The 18,515-nt window shown below is 68.7% G+C and carries 14 protein-coding genes; 5 read left to right on the top strand and 9 right to left on the bottom strand.

The genetic code is table 11. The annotated features are described in order from the left end of the window. Positions 1-11 precede the first annotated feature (11 nt). Positions 12-2,258, bottom strand: a complete 2,247-nt coding sequence (locus L1081_RS15305; protein ID WP_489412944.1) for a cyanophycin synthetase — start codon at positions 2,256-2,258, stop codon at positions 12-14. 139 nt (positions 2,259-2,397) lie between these two features. Between L1081_RS15305 and L1081_RS15300 the strand changes: the two genes are divergently transcribed. The 3 genes from L1081_RS15300 to queC all read left to right on the top strand — a co-directional run bounded on the left by L1081_RS15300 (position 2,398) and on the right by queC (position 5,948). Beyond that, the gene (locus L1081_RS15300) at positions 2,398-4,677 is read left to right on the top strand and encodes a cyanophycin metabolism-associated ABC transporter (RefSeq protein ID WP_489412943.1); all 2,280 of its coding nucleotides are present in this window, start codon (positions 2,398-2,400) and stop codon (positions 4,675-4,677) included. Next, positions 4,677-5,153 carry a cyanophycin metabolism-associated DUF1854 family protein gene (locus L1081_RS15295; protein WP_489412942.1) on the top strand — a complete coding sequence of 159 codons (477 nt, stop codon included), beginning with the start codon at positions 4,677-4,679 and terminating at the stop codon, positions 5,151-5,153. Before L1081_RS15300 ends, L1081_RS15295 begins: the two co-directional genes overlap by 1 nt. Positions 5,154-5,234: 81 nt before the next feature. Beyond that, a complete protein-coding gene (queC, locus tag L1081_RS15290) occupies positions 5,235-5,948 on the top strand; it encodes a 7-cyano-7-deazaguanine synthase QueC (protein ID WP_489412941.1) in 714 nt (237 codons plus the stop codon). A 6-nt stretch (positions 5,949-5,954) separates the two neighbouring features. On the opposite strand, the gene L1081_RS15285 is transcribed toward queC, so the two are convergent. Both L1081_RS15285 and L1081_RS15280 read right to left on the bottom strand, forming a co-directional pair. Then, a complete protein-coding gene (locus L1081_RS15285) occupies positions 5,955-7,736 on the bottom strand; it encodes an SbmA/BacA-like family transporter (protein WP_489412940.1) in 1,782 nt (593 codons plus the stop codon). Between the two features lie 105 nt (positions 7,737-7,841). Continuing rightward, complete coding sequence (locus L1081_RS15280) at positions 7,842-8,402, bottom strand: phosphonate degradation HD-domain oxygenase (RefSeq protein ID WP_489412939.1); 561 nt, start codon at positions 8,400-8,402, stop codon at positions 7,842-7,844. A gap of 158 nt (positions 8,403-8,560) precedes the next feature. Here L1081_RS15280 and L1081_RS15275 point away from each other — a divergent pair, with 158 nt between their 5' ends. Both L1081_RS15275 and L1081_RS15270 read left to right on the top strand, forming a co-directional pair. Continuing rightward, positions 8,561-8,695, top strand: coding sequence for a hypothetical protein (locus tag L1081_RS15275; protein WP_489412938.1), 135 nt, complete (start codon positions 8,561-8,563; stop codon positions 8,693-8,695). A 102-nt stretch (positions 8,696-8,797) separates the two neighbouring features. Beyond that, positions 8,798-10,051 carry an MFS transporter gene (locus tag L1081_RS15270; RefSeq protein ID WP_489412937.1) on the top strand — a complete coding sequence of 418 codons (1,254 nt, stop codon included), beginning with the start codon at positions 8,798-8,800 and terminating at the stop codon, positions 10,049-10,051. Between the two features lie 9 nt (positions 10,052-10,060). Here L1081_RS15270 and L1081_RS15265 read toward each other — a convergent pair whose 3' ends face one another. The 6 genes from L1081_RS15265 to L1081_RS15240 form a co-directional block, all read right to left on the bottom strand. After that, positions 10,061-12,307 carry a phosphocholine-specific phospholipase C gene (locus tag L1081_RS15265; protein ID WP_489412936.1) on the bottom strand — a complete coding sequence of 749 codons (2,247 nt, stop codon included), beginning with the start codon at positions 12,305-12,307 and terminating at the stop codon, positions 10,061-10,063. A 14-nt stretch (positions 12,308-12,321) separates the two neighbouring features. Beyond that, positions 12,322-14,526 (bottom strand): phosphocholine-specific phospholipase C, encoded by a 2,205-nt coding sequence (locus L1081_RS15260; RefSeq protein WP_489412935.1) that lies wholly within the window; start codon positions 14,524-14,526, stop codon positions 12,322-12,324. 26 nt (positions 14,527-14,552) lie between these two features. Then, entirely contained in the window at positions 14,553-14,747 is a 195-nt protein-coding gene (locus L1081_RS15255; RefSeq protein WP_489412934.1) for a hypothetical protein, read from the bottom strand. A 196-nt stretch (positions 14,748-14,943) separates the two neighbouring features. Then, a complete protein-coding gene (locus L1081_RS15250; RefSeq protein WP_047783717.1) occupies positions 14,944-15,843 on the bottom strand; it encodes a 5'-nucleotidase in 900 nt (299 codons plus the stop codon). Positions 15,844-15,867: 24 nt separating this feature from the next. Then, on the bottom strand, positions 15,868-17,103 hold the full coding sequence (gene gspF / locus L1081_RS15245) for a type II secretion system inner membrane protein GspF (protein ID WP_489412933.1): 1,236 nt from the start codon (positions 17,101-17,103) through the stop codon (positions 15,868-15,870). A gap of 17 nt (positions 17,104-17,120) precedes the next feature. After that, positions 17,121-18,512, bottom strand: coding sequence for an ATPase, T2SS/T4P/T4SS family (locus tag L1081_RS15240; RefSeq protein WP_489412932.1), 1,392 nt, complete (start codon positions 18,510-18,512; stop codon positions 17,121-17,123). Positions 18,513-18,515 lie beyond the last annotated feature (3 nt).

Below are 18,515 nucleotides of genomic sequence, written 5' to 3'. Positions count from 1 at the left end.
GGCGGTGCGCTTCAGGCGAGTTGCAGTTGGGGGGACGAAAGCGGCTGCGTCTGCGAAAGCTGCAGCGAGGCCAGCGCCGCCTGCAGGTCGGCCTCGAAGGCCTCGACGCCAGCGCCGATGAGGTTCAGCGGAATGCCCAGCGCCCAGGCCGCGGCCACCGCGGCCAGCAGGCTCTCCAGGCTGACGCCCGCGTGCGTGGCGCGCCAGACGGTCAGCCGGCCAAGGCCGGGCAGGAAGGATTCGCTGCTGCCGTTGGCCAGCACCACGCGGTCCTGCCGCACCAGGACGGCCTTGCCGCCGGCGGCCTGGTGCGCGGTGAGCGCGGCGGCCTGCGGATCGGCCGCATAGAGGATGACGGCGCCGTCGCACAACGGGGCCAGGCCCGCCACGCGCGGATCGCCCGCGTTGAGCACCGCAGTGCCTTCGCCCAGCACCACGTCGACCTGCGTGCGCAGCACCTTGACCATCTGGTCGCTCTCGGTGATGTCGTAGTCGGCCAGCGCCTCGGCGCCTTCGAGGTCGGTCACGATGCCGATCTCGCAGCGGTCGTAGGCCAGGCCGTCGCGCAGGATGGTCTCGGCGCCGTTCTCGATCACCACGGCCTGCACCGCGCGGTTCACCAGCAGGCGGCGGCCGGCTTCCCAGTTGGCGCTGTCGCGCGCATCGACGCGACGGCGCTCCAGGAACAGGCCGTCGCGGCAGGCGAGGCCCGTGTGGCGCCCGCCCAGGTTGATGAGCCAGGCGACCAGGCGCGCGAGCACCGCCGTGTCGCGCGAGCCGGCCACGCCGATCACGGGGATGCGCCCCGGCGCATCGCCCGGGAACAGGTGGTCGCAGATTGCGCGGCCCACGGGGCGCGGCGAGCCGACGGCCGGCTTCAGGTGCATCAGGAGGCCGGGGCCGGCGTTCACTTCGACGATGGCGCCGCGCTGCGGACCGAGCGGCTTGCCGATGTCCTGCGCCACCAGGTCGATGCCCGCGATGTCCAGGCCCACCACGCGTGCGGCCAGCACCGCGGCATGCGCGACTTCAGGGTGGACCTGGTCGGTGCAGTCGTTGGCCATGTTGCCGTTGCGCTGGATCGTGACCACGCGGCCGGCCGCCGGTACCGAGGCGCCGTCGAGCTCCTGGCGCTTGAGTTCGAGCTGCAGCTTGGCGTCGGTGTCCAGCACGATCAGGTCGAGCGGATATTCCTCTTCGGCGCCGCGGCGCGGATCGCTGTTGAGCTGCTTGTCGATCAGCTCGGCGACGCTGCTCTTGCCGTCGCCGGTCACGGTGATGATCTCGCCGCGCGCGGCCGCCACCACCTCGCCGCCCACCACCAGCAGGCGGTGTTCGTGGCCGCGGATGAAGCGCTCGACCATCACGTCGCTGCCTTCGGGCTCGGCCACCGCGAAGGCGGCCATGACTTCCTCGCGCGTGGTCAGTTCGAGCGACACGCCGCGGCCGTGGTTGGCGTCAGAGGGTTTCACGACCACCGGCAGGCCGATGTCCTCGGCCGCTTCCCAGGCTTCCTCGGCGCTGGCCACCACCTGGCCCTCGGGCACCGGCACGCCGCAGCTCGCGAGCAGCGACTTGGTGAGCTCCTTGTCGCTCGCGATCGATTCGCCGATGGCACTGGTGTAGTCGGTCTCGGCGGTCCAGATGCGCTGCTGGTTGGCACCGTAGCCCAGCTGCACCAGGTTGCCGCTGTTGAGCCGGATGTGCGGAATGCCGCGGTCGGTGGCGGCGGACACGATGGCCGCGGTGCTCGGGCCCAGGTAGCAGTCTTCGACCTTGGCCTTGACCGCATCGACCGCCTTCTGCACGTCATCGGCGGTGAACGGGTCGTTGTTGATGGCCGCCATCAGCAGGCGGTGGCCCTGGGCCAGCGCCACGCGGGCCACCTGCTCGTCGCGCGCGCGGAACACCATGCGGTAGACGCCGTGTTCCGAGGTGCTGCGGGTTTGCCCGAATCCGGTTGGCATGCCGGCCAGGTTCAGCAGCTCGATCACCACGTGCTCCAGCACGTGGCCCGACCAGGTGCCTTCGGTCAGCCGCTGGATGAAGCCGCCGCGCTCGCCCACGCCGCAGTGGTGCTCGATGAGCGCCGGCAGCAGCGCCGTGAGCCGGTCGGTGAAGCCGTCGATCTTGTTGGAAGGGTAGTCCTCCAGCTGGCCCAGGTCGAGCCAGACTTCCAGCACGGGCCGGTAGGTCCAGAGGTTGGGACCGCGCAAATAGTTGATGCGCAGGAGGCGGATGTCGTCGAAACGGGTCATGCAAACGTTCGATGTGCTTTGGCCGAGCACCGCGGCGCCTTCAAGCGCGCCCATGGCAATCGGTCAGAATCGGCGCCCGACAAAGGACGCCATGGCGCGGTCCCTGCGGCCCGCGACGGGCAAGAGTCAAAGAAACACAATGCAACATCACGATCCAGTCGGCACCCGGGAGGGCGAAACCGAGGCGGCCTCAGACGCGCTGAAAAGCCGGCTCGCAGCCGCGGAAAACGTTCTGGTCACACTGCCGGTTGACCTTGACGATGAACTTCTGTTTACCTTTGGGCTCGTGGCCCTTACCGATCGGCGGCTGCTGGCGCTGCAACCGAACGGCCAGTGGTGTGAGTGGACACTATCAGATTCATCGCTCCGCCTCCATCTGAGCGACCATTCGGGCGTTGGAACGCTCGACCTGGTGGGCGCCGAAGGGCGCCTCGCGCGCTGGCGCTACACGCTGGCGAGCCAGCCGGCCGCGCTGCGGCTGCTCAAGCTCTTCGGCCAGCGCGAGAACGGAACTGTCGCCGAGGCGACAGCCGAGCCTGACGGCGACGAGCTGGCCTCGCCCGACGCCGAACTCCAGACGCCGCCCTCGACCTGGGTGCTGCTGCGGCTGGGCCGCTTTGCCAAGCCCTACCGCAAGCAGCTGATCGCAGGCTTCCTGCTGACGCTGGTTTCCACGGCCGCGACGCTGGTGCCGCCCTACCTGACCATCCCGCTGATGGACGACATCCTGATTCCGTTCCAGAACGGGCAGAAGATCGATCCGTCCCGCGTCGGCCTCTACCTGAGCGGGCTGCTGGGCGCGGCGCTGGTCGGCTGGGGCCTGGGCTGGGCGCGCACCTACCTGCTGGCGCTGGTGTCGGAGCGCATCGGCGCCGATCTGCGCACCACCACCTACGAGCATCTGCTCACGCTCCCGCTCGACTATTTCGGCGGCAAGCGCACCGGCGACCTGATGGCGCGCATCGGCTCGGAAACCGACCGCATCAACGTGTTCCTCTCGCTGCATGCGCTCGACTTTGCGAACGACGTGCTGATGATCGTGATGACCGCAGTCATCCTGGTCTCCATCAACCCGCTGCTGGCCGTGGTCACGCTGGTGCCGCTGCCTTTCATCGCCTGGATGATCCATGTGGTGCGCGACCGGCTGCGCACCGGCTTCGAGAAGATCGACCGCGTGTGGTCCGAGGTCACCAACGTGCTGGCCGACACCATCCCGGGCATCCGCGTGGTCAAGGCCTTTGCCCAGGAGCGCCGCGAAGCCGAGCGCTTCCGCGTGGCGAATGCCTACAACCTGCAGGTCAACGACAAGCTCAACCGCACCTGGTCGCTGTTCACGCCCACTGTCTCGCTCTTGACCGAGATCGGCCTGCTCGTGGTCTGGGGCTTCGGCATCTGGCAGGTGGCGCGCGGCAGCATCACGGTGGGCGTGCTCACGGCCTTCATTGCCTACATCGGCCGCTTCTACACGCGGCTCGACTCGATGAGCCGCATCGTCTCGGTCACGCAGAAGGCGGCGGCCGGCGCCAAGCGCATCTTCGACATCCTGGACCACGTGAGCAACGTGCCCGAGCCCGCCAACCCGGTGAAGATCGAGCGCGTGCAGGGCCGCATCGAGATGAACGGGCTGGGCTTTCGCTACGGCTCGCGCGCCGTGATCCACGACCTCGACCTGACCATCGAGCCCGGCGAGATGATCGGCCTGGTGGGCCACAGCGGCTCGGGCAAGAGCACGCTGGTCAACCTGATCTGCCGCTTCTACGACGTGACCGATGGCGCCATCAAGGTCGACGGCACCGACATCCGCCGCTTTGCCGTGGCCGACTACCGGCGCCACGTCGGGCTGGTGCTGCAGGAGCCGTTTCTCTTTTTCGGCACCATCGCGCAGAACATCGCCTACGGCAAGCCCGACGCCACGCGCGCCGAAGTGGTGGCCGCGGCGCGCGCCGCGCATGCGCACGACTTCATCCTGCGCCTGCCGCACGGCTATGACTCGCTGGTGGGCGAGCGCGGCCAGGGCCTGTCGGGCGGCGAGCGGCAGCGCATCAGCATTGCGCGCGCGCTGCTCATCGACCCGCGCATCCTGATCCTCGACGAGGCCACCTCGGCCGTCGACACCGAGACCGAGAAGGAAATCCAGAAGGCGCTCGACAACCTCGTGCAGGGCCGCACCACCATCGCCATCGCGCACCGGCTGTCGACGCTGCGCAAGGCCGACCGGCTGGTGGTCATGGACCGCGGCGAGGTGGTCGAGGTCGGCCCGCACGACGCCCTGATGGAGAAGCAGGGCGCCTACTGGCGGCTCTACCAGGCGCAGTTGCGCCAGGCCGACGAAGATGCGAGCGAAGGCGCCGTCGACGAACGCGCCGGCGCGCAGCTGCCATTGGTCAGCCATGCGGCCCACCCGGCCGGAGACGCATGATGAGCGACACCATTCCCACTTTCGATCTCGAGCGCGATGCCTTCGGCCGCCTGGTGCTGACCGATGCCGATGGCGAGCGCCACGTGGGCGTGACGCCCGTGCGCGCCTTTCCGCTCAGCGCGCCCGGCGAGGGCGTGTCGCTGGTCGGCAGCGAGGGGCGCGAACTGGTCTGGATCGACCGCCTCGAGGCCTTGCCAGCGGCGACGCGCGCGCTGCTCGAACAGGAGCTTGCGGTGCGCGACTTCGCGCCCACGCTGCTGAAGCTGCACGGCGTGTCGAGCTTCGGCGTGCCCAGCACCTGGACAGTGAGCACCGACCGCGGCGACACCAGCTTCGTGCTCAAGGCCGAGGAAGACATCCGCCGGCTCGAGGGCGGCGCACTGCTGATTGCCAGCGCGCACGGCGTGCAGTTCCGCATTCCCGACGTGAAGGCGCTCGACCGCGCCTCGCGCAAGCTGCTGGAGCGCTTTCTCTAGACAGGGCGGGGCGAAGGGGTTCGTTCAGAGCGACGCTGCGCCGCAAGGGCTGCGAAAATCAAGGCTTTTGAAGAGACGGACATGCCCCTGCACACCACCGCCCTCGTCCTGTTCTCCGGCGGCCAGGATTCGACCACCTGCCTCGCGGACGCGCTGTCCAAATACCAGCGCGTCGAGACGCTGGGCTTCGACTATGGCCAGCGGCACCGCGTCGAGCTCGATGTACGCGGCACCATCCTCGCGAAGATGCGCGAGCGCTTCCCTGATTGGGCGCCGCGCCTGGGCGAAGACCACGTGCTCACGCTGGCCGCGCTGGCCCAGCTCGGCGGCTCCTCGCTCACCGAGGAGGTCGCTTTCGAGATGCAGGCCGACGGCCTGCCCAACACCTTCGTGCCCGGGCGCAACCTGCTGTTCCTCACGCTGGCCGGTGCGCTGGCCTACCGGCGCGGGCTGCAGGTGATCGTCACCGGCGTCTGCGAGACCGACTTCTCGGGCTACCCCGACTGCCGCGACGACACCATGAAGGCCATGCAGCTCGCGCTCTCGCTCGGGCTGGAGCGCCGCCTGGTCATCGAGACGCCGCTGATGTGGATCGACAAAGCCGAGACCTGGCAGATGGCGCACCGCCTGGGCGGCGAGCCGCTGGTCGACCTGATCGTGGAAGAAACCCACACCTGCTACCTTGGCGACCGTGTGCATCGCCAGGCCTGGGGCTATGGCTGCGGCGAGTGCCCGGCCTGCGACCTGCGCAAGAAGGGCTGGGAGCGCTACGCTTCGCGCCCGCAAAAGGCCTAGTCAGGCCTAGGTGGCCGCAGTCTCCAGCCGGTAGCGCGCGCCGCCCGCGGGTGCGCCTTCGGGCTGGGGCACCAGCGTCCAGCGCTGGTTGTGGAAGTCGCCGACTGCCGCGCGGTGCGCGATCGACACCATGGCGCCGCCCGCGGCCTTCACCCGGTCGGAGAGCCGCTTGTAGAGCACGCCCTCGGCTTCGGCATCGAGCGCGCTGGTGATCTCGTCGGCAAAGAGCCATGACGGCTTCTTCAGCAGCACGCGCGCGATCGACAGCCGCTGCTGCTCGCCGCCCGAGAGCTTCTGGCTCCAGGCATCGCTGTCGTCGAGGCGGTCCACGAGGTTGGGCAGCAGCGCGTCGACCAGCGCCTGGCGCAGATCGGCATCGCTGTAGTTCTCGGCCGGATTCGGATAGGTCAGCGCATTGCGCAGGGTGCCGTCCGGCACGTAGGGCCGCTGCGGCATGAACACCGCGCCCTCGGGCACTTTCACATGGCCGCGCGCGAACGGCCAGATGCCGGCGAAGGTGCGGAACAGGGTCGACTTGCCGCTGCCCGAAGGCCCCTGCAGCAGCACGCTGTCGCCCGGCTGGACCGCCAGCGCCGCGCCTGCGAGCAGCGAGGTGCCGTTGGGCAGCGCCACCGTGAGGTCGCCGGTCTGCAGCGCGGGCGCGGTGCCGTCGCGCTCGAGAGACTGGCTCTGCGCGGCGTGTGCGCGCATCGCATCGTCGAAGCTGGTGAGCCGGTCGGTGGTTGCGCGCCACACGGCCACGCGGTCGTAGTTGTCGACGAACCAGCTGAGCGAATCCTGCACCTTGCCGAAGGCCGACGAGATCTGCATCAACTGGCCGAGCTGGATGGCGCCGCTGAAGAAGCGCGGCGCGGCAACCAGGAACGGGAAGATCAACGCAGCCTGCCCGAAGAACGCAGTGAATGTCACCAAATTCTTCTGCTGCTTGATGAGCACCAGGTAGTTGCGCAGCACGCTGCCAAAGCGCAGGTCGAGCTGGCCGTGCTCGACCTTCTCGCCCTTGTCCAGCGCAATGGCCTCGCTGTATTCGCGCACACGCACCAGGTGGTGCCGGAAGTCGGCCTCGAAACGCTGCTGCCGGAAGTTGGTGCCGATCAGCGGGCGGCCGATGAAGTGCGTGATGACCGTGCCCACCACGCAGTAGGCCACCGCCAGCCAGACCATGGCACCCGCGATCTGGTAGCTGCTGCCGCCCATCGAGAACGCGAAGCTGCCCGACAGCGTCCACAGGATGCCGACGAAGCTCGCCAGCGTGACCACGGCGTTCAGGAGGCCCATCGACAGCGTCATCGTGTAGTCGGTGAACATCTGCATGTCTTCCTGGATCCGCTGGTCGGGGTTGTCCGGAGCCTGGCCATCGTTGTTGGCGTAGCGTGCGAGTTCGAGGTGATAGAAGGTGCGGTCGGCCATCCAGCGCGACAGGTAGTCGCGCGTCATCCAGGTGCGCCAGCGCAGCTGCAGCAGCTGCGTCACATAGAACTTGAGCACCTGCACCGCGATGTTGAAGAAGGCGATCCAGCCGAAGACGCCGATCTCGCGCCAGAAAATCGCCGAATCCTTGTTCTGCAGCGCATCGTAGAAACGCCCGTACCACTGGTTGAACAGCACGGCCACGTACACGTAGAACAGGTTCAGCGCGACGATGCCCAGCAGCATGGCGCGGGCGCGCCATTTCTCCTCGGAGCGGAAGTAGGGCGCCGCAAGCGCGAAGACGCGCTTCACTACCTGGGCGAACGTGGCGGCACGCGCCGTGACGGATAAAGACATGCAGGTTTCCTCGCTGGGCGCGGGTGCGCCGGACATCGTGAGGAAACGATGGTAGTCAAATGTTCCTTAAGCGGGCCTGAACCGGCCCGGCGCCCTGCAAAGTGCTCAGCGCAGCATGACCCGCGCCGCTGCTTCCAGGAAGTGCTTGAGCGGCGGCGTCTCGCGCCCCTGCGCCTTGGCCTCTTCGTCCCACAGCCGCAGCCGCACCGCATCGCCGGCCCAGCGCTGCTCGGCAAAGCGCTGCGCCGCGGCGTCGTCCATCACGCCGCCCTGCAGCGCGAGGCTGCGCACCGAATCGGCCGAGAGCCGCGAGAAATAGCCGGGCCGCGTCGCGCAGAGATAGCGCTTGGCGTCCACATGCAGCCGGATCGGCTCGCGCACCTCGGCGCCGAAGGCTCCGCGAAGCAGCGGCATGGCGATGTACTGGTGGCGGTCGTCGATGCCCAGCTCGGTGGGCGAGCGCGACAGCGTCTGGTGCTCGGCGATCAGCAGGTGGCCGAGGTCGTGCAGCAGTGAGGCCGTGACCAGCGCATCGCCCGCTCCGGCCTGCTCTGCCAACCATGCGCACTGCAGCGCATGCTCGAGCTGTGACACCGGCTCGCCCGCATACGCAACCCCGCCGCGTTCGGCGAACAGGCGGGCGATCTCGGCGAGGTCGAGTGTCATGGAGCTGGAGCGAAGGTGGGAAGCGCGGGGCGAGGGCACGCAGCTTCGCGCATTCCGATGACCAAGGCATGACGAACCTGCAGCGCTGCACCGGCGCACCGCCCAGTCGGCGCGGCGTCCGACTTGACTTGCATGAAGGCGGGCATAGCATCCGCCGCATGAGAAGCACAGTCCTTGTTCTTCTGTTCTGCATCGGCCTGGTGGCGGCCGGCTGCGACAACAAGCCCAAGCCCGGCGTGCCGGTGCCGAAGGCTTCGGCGGATGTCGTGATGCCGGTCCCGTTCGCGGGCTGATTCGCCATCGGGCGCGCAGGCGGCCGTGCGCCGTCGGCCATTGCGCGCGCTCGCCTTCGCGTATTCGCGCCCGGGGGTATCCTCGACGCGGAGCAAAAAACAATGAAGACATTCGAGACAAACGCCCACGAGGCGGATTCGCGCTATGCGATGCTGCGGCTCGGCCTCACGCTGCTGGTCATGACGGTCGGCAGCAGCGGCATGTACGTGGTCTCGGTGATGCTGCCCGCCGTGCAGGCCGAGTTCGGCGTTGCGCGCGCCGATGCCTCTCTGCCCTATACGCTGCTGATGATCGGCTTCGGCGTGGGCGGCGTGCTGATGGGGCGGCTGGCCGATCGCTTCGGCGTGATGTGGCCCTTGCTGATCGGCGCGCTGAGCCTTGGCGTGGGCTACGTCGCTTGCGGCATGGCGAACGGCATCGTGTCCTTCATCGCGGCGCAGGCCGTGCTGGTCGGCCTGCTTGGCAGTGCCGCGGCCTTTGCGCCGCTGGTGGCGGACACCTCGCTCTGGTTCGTCAAGCGGCGCGGCATCGCAGTGGCGGTGTGCGCGAGCGGCAACTATGTGGCGGGCGCCATCTGGCCGCCGATCGCGCAGCACTTCATCGAGACGGTCGGCTGGCGCCAGACCTACATCGGCATGGGCCTCTTCTGCGGCCTTGCGATGGCGGCACTCGCGCTCTTCTTCCGTGCGCGGCCGCCGGCACTGGTCGCCGCGCCGGCCGGCCATGCGGCCCATGCCGCGCCGCGGCGCGACATGACGCGGCCCTTCGGCCTCAGCATGGGCACGGCCCAGGGCCTGCTGTGCGTGGCGGGCGTGGCCTGCTGCGTGGCCATGGCCATGCCGCAGGTGCACATCGTGGCCTACTGCGGCGACCTCGGCTACGGCGCGGCGCAGGGCGCGCAGATGCTGTCGCTGATGCTGGGCTTCGGCGTGGTGAGCCGGCTGGTGTCGGGCGCGATCTGCGACCGCATCGGCGGGCTGCGCACGCTGCTGCTGGGCGGCGCGCTGCAGGGCGTGGCGCTGCTGCTGTTCCTGCCCTTCGACGGGCTGGTGTCGCTCTATGTGATCTCGGCGCTGTTCGGACTGTTCCAGGGCGGCATCGTGCCGTCTTACGCGATCATCGTGCGCGAGCACTTTCCGCCCGAGGAAGCCGGCGCGCGCGTGGGCACGGTGCTGATGTTCACGCTGTTCGGCATGGCGCTGGGCGGCTGGATGTCGGGCAAGGTGTTCGACCTGACCGGCAGCTACCACGCGGCGTTCCTCAACGGCATCGGCTGGAACCTGCTGAACGTCAGCATCGCGGCGATGCTGCTGTTCAGGGTTCGGCAACTGCGGCTTCGCACCGCCGCGGCGTAGCTGGCGCCGTCAGAGATCGGGCGTGCCCATCGCCGGATCGCTCACCGAATGCCTGCCGGTCTCGACGCGGCCGGCAAAGCGGCGCACGAAGCTCGTGTCGGCATCGCAGCTCACGGCAAAGTCGTACCAGGCGCCGCTGGCTGCCAGGTCCCAGTGCAACTCGGCCTTGGCGCCGCCTTCCACCGTTGCGGTCCACGGGCCATCGGTTCGGTAGGCCTTGGCGCGCACGGTGAACTTGCAGGCGTTCTTGCCGCCGTTCCGCATCTCTAGGTACACGTTGCCGTTGGCGATGTCGTAGCACACGCGCACCTCGGGCACGGCGGCGTCGCCGGCGCGCAGGGCGTTCAGGTCGCCCTTGAAGTGGCGGTGGAAGCCATTGGGGCCGAGCACCCACAGGTCGTAGAAACCGCTGTCGTCGGCAGCCGCATTCCAGGTGCCGTCGAGCGTCTTGCCGGCTTCAACCGTGTAGCGGCGCGGCAGGCGGCCGAGGTTGAGCCTGTCGTACACGTGGAACACCGCGCCCGCCTTCCCCGTGTTCGAGAACAGCAGTTGCACCGTGCCGGCGGCCGCGTCGGCGCGCGCGCTGGCATGCAGCTCGTAGGGCAGCGCGCGCGAGGGGCGCGTGCCCGTCGGTTGGCGCGGCAGCTGCGGGTCGATGGGCAGCGGCACCTGGCCCAATGCCTCCTGGCTCAGCCGGAGCTGGTCGGCCTGGTCGCGGGTGCTGCGGCCCGCCAGCGTGGGCATGGGCTCGTCGTTCGGATGGGCGAAGTTGAAGGCGCTGGTGAGGTCGCCGCACACTGTGCGCCGGAAGGCGCTGATGTGGGGCTCCTTCACGCCGAACCGGGCTTCGATGAAGCGGATCACCGACGTATGGTCGAAGGCCTGCGAGTTGACCCAGCCGCCCCGGCTCCATGGCGAGATCACGTACATCGGCACGCGCGGGCCGGGGCCGTAGACGCGGCCATCGGGTGCCGGCTGCCTGGTGCTGCCGGCCGGCGCTGGATGGGTGAAGTACTCGGGGCCCAGGTCCGCTTCGGGCAGCGTGGTCCTGCCGGCAAAGCTGCCGTCGCCGTTGGGCGAGGGTGCAGAGGGCGAGGGCAGGTGGTCGAAGTAGCCATCGTTCTCGTCGAAGTTCACGAGCAGCACGGTCTTGCTCCAGACCTCGGGCACGGCGGTGAGCGCGTCCAGCACTTCCTGCAGGAACCATGCGCCCTGCACCGGGCTGGAGGGGCCGGGATGCTCACAGTAGATCGACGGTGCGTTCATCCAGCACACCTGGGGCAGCTTGCCTTCGCGGATGTCGCGCCTGAAGGCGTCGAGGTAGTTCTCGGGCCGGGTGCCTGGCAGCGTGTTGGCCACGCCCTTGTAGAGCGGGCTCTTCGCGTCGTCGGTGGCCGGGTCGTAGGCGTGGTAGGGCAGCGGCTGGCCGGTCTCGGCATAGGGCTTGTTCGGCTCGCCGCCGCTGGACACCGGAAAGCCCGAATCGAGGTTCGCCTGGCGGAACTGGCGGAAGGCGCCCAGCATGTTGTCGCCCCATTCGTCGGGCATGTTCTGGTAGCTGATCCAGCGCACGCCCGCTGCCTCGAGGCGTTCCGCATAGGTCTTCCAGGTGTAGCCGGTGCCCACCGAGCCGGGGCGGCCATCGATCCAGTCCCATTCATTGGTGACGAAAGCGGTATTGGCAGCGCTTGCGCCGTTGGTGCCGGTGAGATGGAAGGACCGGTTCGCGTCGGTGCCGGTGTGCATGCTGCAGTGGTACGCATCGCAGAGCGTGAAGGCGTTGGCCAGTGCGAACTGGAACGGGATCTCCGCCTCCTTGTGATAGCCCATGGCCTTGCTGGTCTTGTAGCGCGGCCATTGGTACATGCGGCCGCCGTCCCAGGCGTCCTGGCTGTCCGCCCAGTCGTGAGGCGTGCCGCCATCGCGCTGGGCGTTGCCCTTGCTGCTGTCGAAGTGATAGGGCAACACTTCCTTGCCGAACTCGTCGAGCTGCTGCCAGACGCTGCGGCCCGCAGGCAGCGGAATGGTGAAGCGGTCGCCGAAGCCGCGCACGCCCATGAGCGTGCCGAAGTAGTGGTCGAACGAGCGGTTCTCCTGCATCAGGATGACGATGTGCTCGACGTCCTTGATGGTGCCGGTCTTGTTGTTGGCGGGGATGGCGAGCGCGCGGCGAATGCTCGGCGGAAAGGCCGAAAGTGCGAGCGCGGCGGCGCCGGTGGTGGCGGCGCCTGTGAGAAATCTGCGGCGTGAGGTCATTGCGCTTGCGGCCCTCACAGGTCGGCCAGGCCCATGGCGGGATCGCTCACCGAGTGCCTGCCGGTCTCGACGCGGCCGGCGAAGCGGCGCACGAAGCTCGTGTCGGCATCGCAGCTCACGGCGAAGTCGTACCACGCGCCACTGGCTGCCAGGTCCCAGTGCAACTCGGCCTTGGCGCCGCCTTCCACCGTTGCGGTCCACGGGCCATCGGTTCGGTAGGCCTTGGCGCGCACGGTGAACTTGCAGGCGTTCTTGCCGCCGTTCCGCATCTCCAGGTACACGTTGCCGTTGGCGATGTCGTAGCACACGCGCACCTCGGGCATGGCGGCGTCGCCGGCGCGCAGGGCGTTCAGGTCGCCCTTGAAGTGGCGGTGGAAGCCATTGGGGCCGAGCACCCACAGGTCGTAGAAACCGCTGTCGTCGCGCATCGCGTCCCATGCATCGTCCAGCGTCTTGCCGGGCTCGACCATGTAGCGGCGCGGCAGGCGGTCGAGGTTGAGCTTGTCGTAGACATGGAACACGGCACTGGCCGTGCCGGTGTTCGCGAACAGCAGCTGGATCCTTCCGCCGACGGCATCGCTGCGGGCACTGGTGTGCAGTTCGTAAGGCAGCGCGCGCGAGGGCCGCGTGCCGGCGACCTGGCGCGGCAGCAGCGGGTCCGGCGGCAGTGCCACTTGCGCCAGGGCCTGCTGGTCGGCGCGCAGTTTGTCGGCGTCGGCCTTGGTCGTGCGCCCCGCCAGGGCGGGCAGCGCTTCCGTGTTGGGCGTGGCGAAGTTGAAGGCGCTGGTGAGATCGCCGCACACCGCGCGGCGGAAATCGCTGATGTTGGTCTCCTTCACCCCGAAGCGCGTTTCGATGAAGCGCAGCACCGAGGTGTGGTCGAAGGCCTGCGAGTTGACCCAGCCGCCGCGGCTCCAGGGCGACACCACATACATCGGCACGCGCACGCCGGGGCCGTAGACGCGGCCATCGGGCGGCGGCTGGTCGGTGGTGCCGGGCGGATTCGGGTGGTTGAAGTACTCGGGCGCAAGCGCCTGGAGTGGCAGCGTGGTCTTGCCCGCGGGCGTTCCGTCGGCATTGATCGACGGCGCGGCCGGCGAAGGCACGTGGTCGAAGTAGCCGTCGTTCTCGTCGAAGTTGATGAACAGCACGGTCTTGCTCCACACCTCGGGCACGGCGGTGAGCGCATCGAGCGTTTCCTGGATGTACCAGGCGCCCTGCACCGGGCTCGAAGGGCCGGGGTGCTCGGAATAGGTCGCGGGCGCGACGATCCACGACACCTGGGGCAGCTTGCCGTTCTTGATGTCCTGGCGGAACTGCGCGAGAAAGCCGCCGTCCGGCATGGTGTTGGCAATGCCCTTGTAGAGCGGATTGCCGGCGTCGTCGCTGGCCGGGTCGTAGGCGGGCGAGACTGCGCTGTTGCTCACGGGTTTGCCGGAGGCTTCGTTGGCGAGCCGGTATTGCTTGAAGCCCGCCAGCGAGTTGTCGCCGAAGTTCTCGGGCATGTTCTGGTAGACGATCCAGCTCACCTTGGCTTCCTGCAGCCGCTCGGGATAGGTCTTCCAGCTGTAGCCATTGGCCGAGCTGTCGATCGAATCCCATTCGTTGTTGACCGTGGCCACGTTCGCGCCGGTGGGGCCGTTGGTGCCGGTCCAGAGGAACATGCGGTTCGAATTGGTGCCGGTGTGCATGCTGCAGTGGTACGCATCGCAGAGCGTGAAGGCGTTGGCCAGCGCGAACTGGAAGGGAAGTTCCGCCTCTTGGAGGTAGCCCATCGATTGCGTGTAGGGCGCCGTCCCGGTCTTCTTGTAGCGCACCCATTCGTGCATGCGCCCGCCGGCCCATGCGTCCTGGCCGTCGCTCCAGCTGTGCGGCGTGCCGGCCACGCGTTGTGCATTCCCCTTCGAGCCGTCGAGGTGGTAGGGCAGCACTTCCTTGCCGAACTCGTCGAACTGCTGCCAGACGCTGCGGCCCGTAGGCAGCGGAATGGTGAAGCGGTCGCCGAAGCCGCGCACGCCCATGAGCGTGCCGAAGTAGTGGTCGAACGAGCGGTTCTCCTGCATCAGGATGACGATGTGCTCGACGTCCTGGATGGTGCCGGTCTTGTTGTTGGCGGGAATGGCGAGCGCGCGGCGAATGCTCGGCGGGAAGGCCGAGAGTGCGAGCGCTGCGGCGCCGGTGGTGGCGGTGGCTGTGAGGAAGCTGCGGCGTGAGGTCATGGTGTTGTTCTGGCGTGTCGTGGTGGTCAGGGCGCGCAGCGCATCTCGGGCTTCGCTCCGGTGTCGGGCGGCGGCGTGGTCGGTGCCGGAGTCGGAGTTCCTGCGCCAGGCAGCCCGCCGAAGAAGCCGCCACCACCACCATTGCCGCCGCCGCAGGCGGAAAGGGAGAAGGCCAGGATCAGCGCAGGAACGAGCCGCGCAGGCAGGGATGAAAGTCGCATGGTGGATTCCTTGGGAGTCGTCGTTGCGTGGACGCTCGGAGCCGAGCGTCGAAAAGACTGCGCGGGCTGACAACGCAACGCCGGAAGGCATCGCGAAGCACCGCGCAGAGGGCAGGCCGCAAGACTAGGGAGATCGCGTTACGCCGCCATGAACGTGCGATGACAAGGCAGCGGCGCAAGACGCGCCGAGGAGCGTTCAGCGCTCGTTGCTGATGCCGCTCGAGACGTGGCCCGCGGGCACGTGGCGCGCCGCGGCATCGACGTGGCCGGTCTGGTCGTCGAAGAAGAAGTCGGGTTCGAACTCGCGCAGGAATTCACCCTTCGGAAGACCGCCGAGGAACATCGCTTCGTCGACGCGGATGTTCCACTTCATCAGCGTGCGGATCGCGCGCTCGTGCGCGGGGGCGCTGCGCGCGGTGACCAGCGCCGTGCGGATGCGCATCTGCGCGTTGCCCGCCATCTGCAGGCGATGCAGCGCCGTCAGCAGCGGCTTGAAGGGGCCTTCGGGCAGCGGCAGGTCGGCCTTGCTGAGCTCGTGCGCCTGGAAGGCATCGAGGCCCTCGGCCTGGAACACGCGCTCGGCCTCGTCGCTGAAAAGTACCGCGTCGCCGTCGAACGCGATGCGCACTTCGTTGGGCCAGGCATCGCTGGCCTTCACCGATTCGACCAGCACGCGCGCGGCCGGAAAGCCCGCGTTGAGCGCTTCGCGCACGTCCTGCGCATTGACCGACAGGAACAGGTGCGCGCGCAGCGGCCGCAGGTAGCCGAAGGGTGGGCGCCCCTGCGTGAACACGCCGCGCTGAAGCTTGATGTCGGCGGCCGCGCTCGAGCGGAATATGCGCATGCCCGAGACCGGATCGTTGCGCGAAAGAATGACCACCTCGACGCGCTGCACGCCGTCGTCGTTGAAGCGCAGCAGCTTGCGGATCAGCGAGTACGCAATGCCCGGCGCGGCCGGCACGTCGATGCGGTCGAGCTGCAGCTTCATGTAGCCCTCATTGTCGCCGGCCTCGAAGATCCTGTTTTCTTCTTCGAGGTTGAACAGCGCGCGCGACGAGATCGCGACCACGAGCTTGTCTTCGAGCGTGACGGGCATGGCGTGCAGTGCTTCCTGGCGGATTTACTTGACGAACTGGTTGAGCTGGATGATAGGCAGCATCACGGCCAGCACGATGAGCATCACCACGCCGCCCATGGCCACGATCAGCAGGGGCTCGAGGATGGTGGCCAGGTGCATGGCGCGGCGCTGCACTTCGGCACCCAGCTGGTTGGCGGCGCGCTGCAGCATCAGCGGCAGCGTGCCGGTCTGCTCGCCCAGCCGCGCGAACATCGAGACCAGCCCGGGAAAGCGCTTCTTCTGCGCCAGCGCCGAGGCCAGCGGCGCGCCTTCGCGCACCAGCACCAGCGCGTCGAGCGCGTCGGCGCGCATGGCGCGGTTGCCCAGCGTTTCAGACGCGGCCTGCAGCGCGCGCAGGATCGGCACGCCGGCGGTGGCCAGCATGGCCAGCGTGCTGGCAAAGCGCGCCGCGTTGTAGCCGCGCGCGAGCTTGCCGACCAGCGGCAGCCGGAGCCAGGCGGCGTCGAACTTCAGGCGGAAGGCTTCCTGCGCCAGTGCCAATCGCGCGGCGATGGCGGCAAACACCACGCCGCCCAGCATCCACCAGCCGTAGCTGCGCACCGCCGCGCTCAGCGACAGCATGACGGTGGTGAGGAAGGGCAGCGAGCGCTTGGTGCCCGCGAACACCTGCGCCACCTGCGGCACCACGTAGCTCACCAGGAAGATCACGATCACGATAGCCACCAGCGTGACGATGGCCGGATAGAGCGCCGCGCCGATGAGTTTCTGCTGCAGCGCCTGCCGCTCTTCCAGGTCGTCGGCAAGCCGGTCGAGCACGAGCCCGAGGTTGCCGCTCTGCTCGCCCGCGCCGATCACGGCGGTGTAGATGGGCGAGAACTCGCGCGGATGGGCCGCGAGCGCGCGTGCGAAGGGCGAGCCCGCGTTGACCTCGGCGCGCAGCGACGCGACCAGGTTGCGCTGCGGTTCGGTCTCGGCTTCGTCGGTGAGCGCAGTCAGCGCGCGTTCGAGCGGCAGGCCGGAAGAGACCAGGCCCGCGAGCTGGCGCGTCCAGACCGCCAGGCCGGTGGAACTGAAGACCCTGGCGCCACCGCCCAGCCAGCGGCGCAGGCCGCCATTGCCAGTGCCGTTGATGTGGCTGCTGCCCACCGGCGTGACCGACAGCGGAATGAGCGCCTGCGCGCGCAGCAGGCTGCGGGCGCTGCGCGCGGTGTCGGCCTCGAGCACGCCTTCGCGCGACTGGCCGCTGGCATCGATGGCTTCGAAGGAATAGGCGGGCATGGCGGGTGCCGGGCGGATCAGTCGCGCGTGACGCGAAGCAGTTCGGCGCGCGAGGTGATGCCGGCCTGCACCAGCCGTTCGCCGTCTTCGCGCATCAGGCGCAGGCCGCCGCGCGCGCCGGCCTGGAGCAGTTCGCTCTCGGCCGCCCTGCTGTGGATCAGGCCCTGCACGGTCTCGTCGGCCACCAGCAGCTCGAAGATGCCGGTGCGGCCCTGGTAGCCGGTTTGGCCGCACGCCTCGCAGCCGGCGCCGCCGCAACTGGTGCAGACCTTGCGCACCAGCCGCTGCGCGAGCACGCCCAAAAGCGACGAACTCAACAGGAACGGCTCCACGCCCATGTCGGTCAGGCGCGTGACGGCGCTGACCGAATCATTGGTGTGCAGCGTTGCAAGCACCAGGTGGCCGGTGAGCGAGGCCTGGATGGCGATCTGCGCGGTCTCGAAGTCGCGGATCTCGCCGATCATGATCACGTCCGGGTCCTGCCGCAGGATGGCGCGCAGCGCCTTCGCGAAGGTGAGCTCGATCTTGGCGTTGATCTGCGTCTGGCCCACGCCCGGCAGTTCGTATTCGATCGGGTCTTCCACCGTCATGATGTTGCTGCGGCTCGCGTCCAGCCGGGCCAGCGCGGCGTACAGCGTGGTGGTCTTGCCCGAGCCCGTGGGGCCGGTCACCAGGATGATGCCGTGCGGCTGCGCAATGAGGCGCTCGAAGCGCGCGAGCGTGTCGCCCTGCATGCCGACCGATTCGAGCGTGAGCTTCGATTCGCTCTTGTCCAAGAGGCGCAGCACCGCGCGCTCGCCGTGCGCGCTCGGCAGCGTGGAGACGCGCACGTCGACCGCGCGCGTGCCGATACGAAGGCTGATGCGCCCGTCCTGCGGCAGCCGCTTCTCGGAGATGTCGAGGTCGGCCATGATCTTCAGGCGCGAGATCAGCGCGGCGTGCAGCGCGCGGTTCGGCTGCACCACCTCGCGCAGCGTGCCGTCGATGCGAAAGCGCACGGACGAGGTGCGCTCGTAGGGCTCGATGTGGATGTCGCTCGCGCCGTCGCGCGCGGCCTGCGTGAGCAGCGCGTTGAGCATGCGGATGATGGGCGCGTCGCCGGCGCTTTCCAGCAGGTCTTCCACCGCCGGCAGCTCCTGCATCATGCGCGAGAGATCGGCGTCGCTCTGCACCTCGCTCACCACCGCGGCGGCGCTCGATTCGCCCTGCGCGTAGGCCGCGCTGATGCGCTGCGCGAGCGGGCCGTCGGCCAGCACCTCGAAGGCCTGCACGCCGTACTTGCGCGTGACCTCGCCGACCGCGCTGCGCGAGGGATGGCTCGACATCCACAGCGTGTGGCTGCCGTCGTCGGCTTCTTCGAGCAGCAGCTGCTGGCTGCGTGCGAACGCGTAGGGCAGGGGGTGGCGCATGGG

This window comes from Variovorax sp. MSC1_012, assembly GCF_023667525.1.
In the GTDB taxonomy this organism is placed as follows: Bacteria; Pseudomonadota; Gammaproteobacteria; order Burkholderiales; family Burkholderiaceae_C; genus Variovorax; species Variovorax beijingensis_B.
The sequence above is the reverse complement of the archived record's forward strand: the minus strand, read 5'-3'. Positions and strand labels throughout refer to the sequence as shown.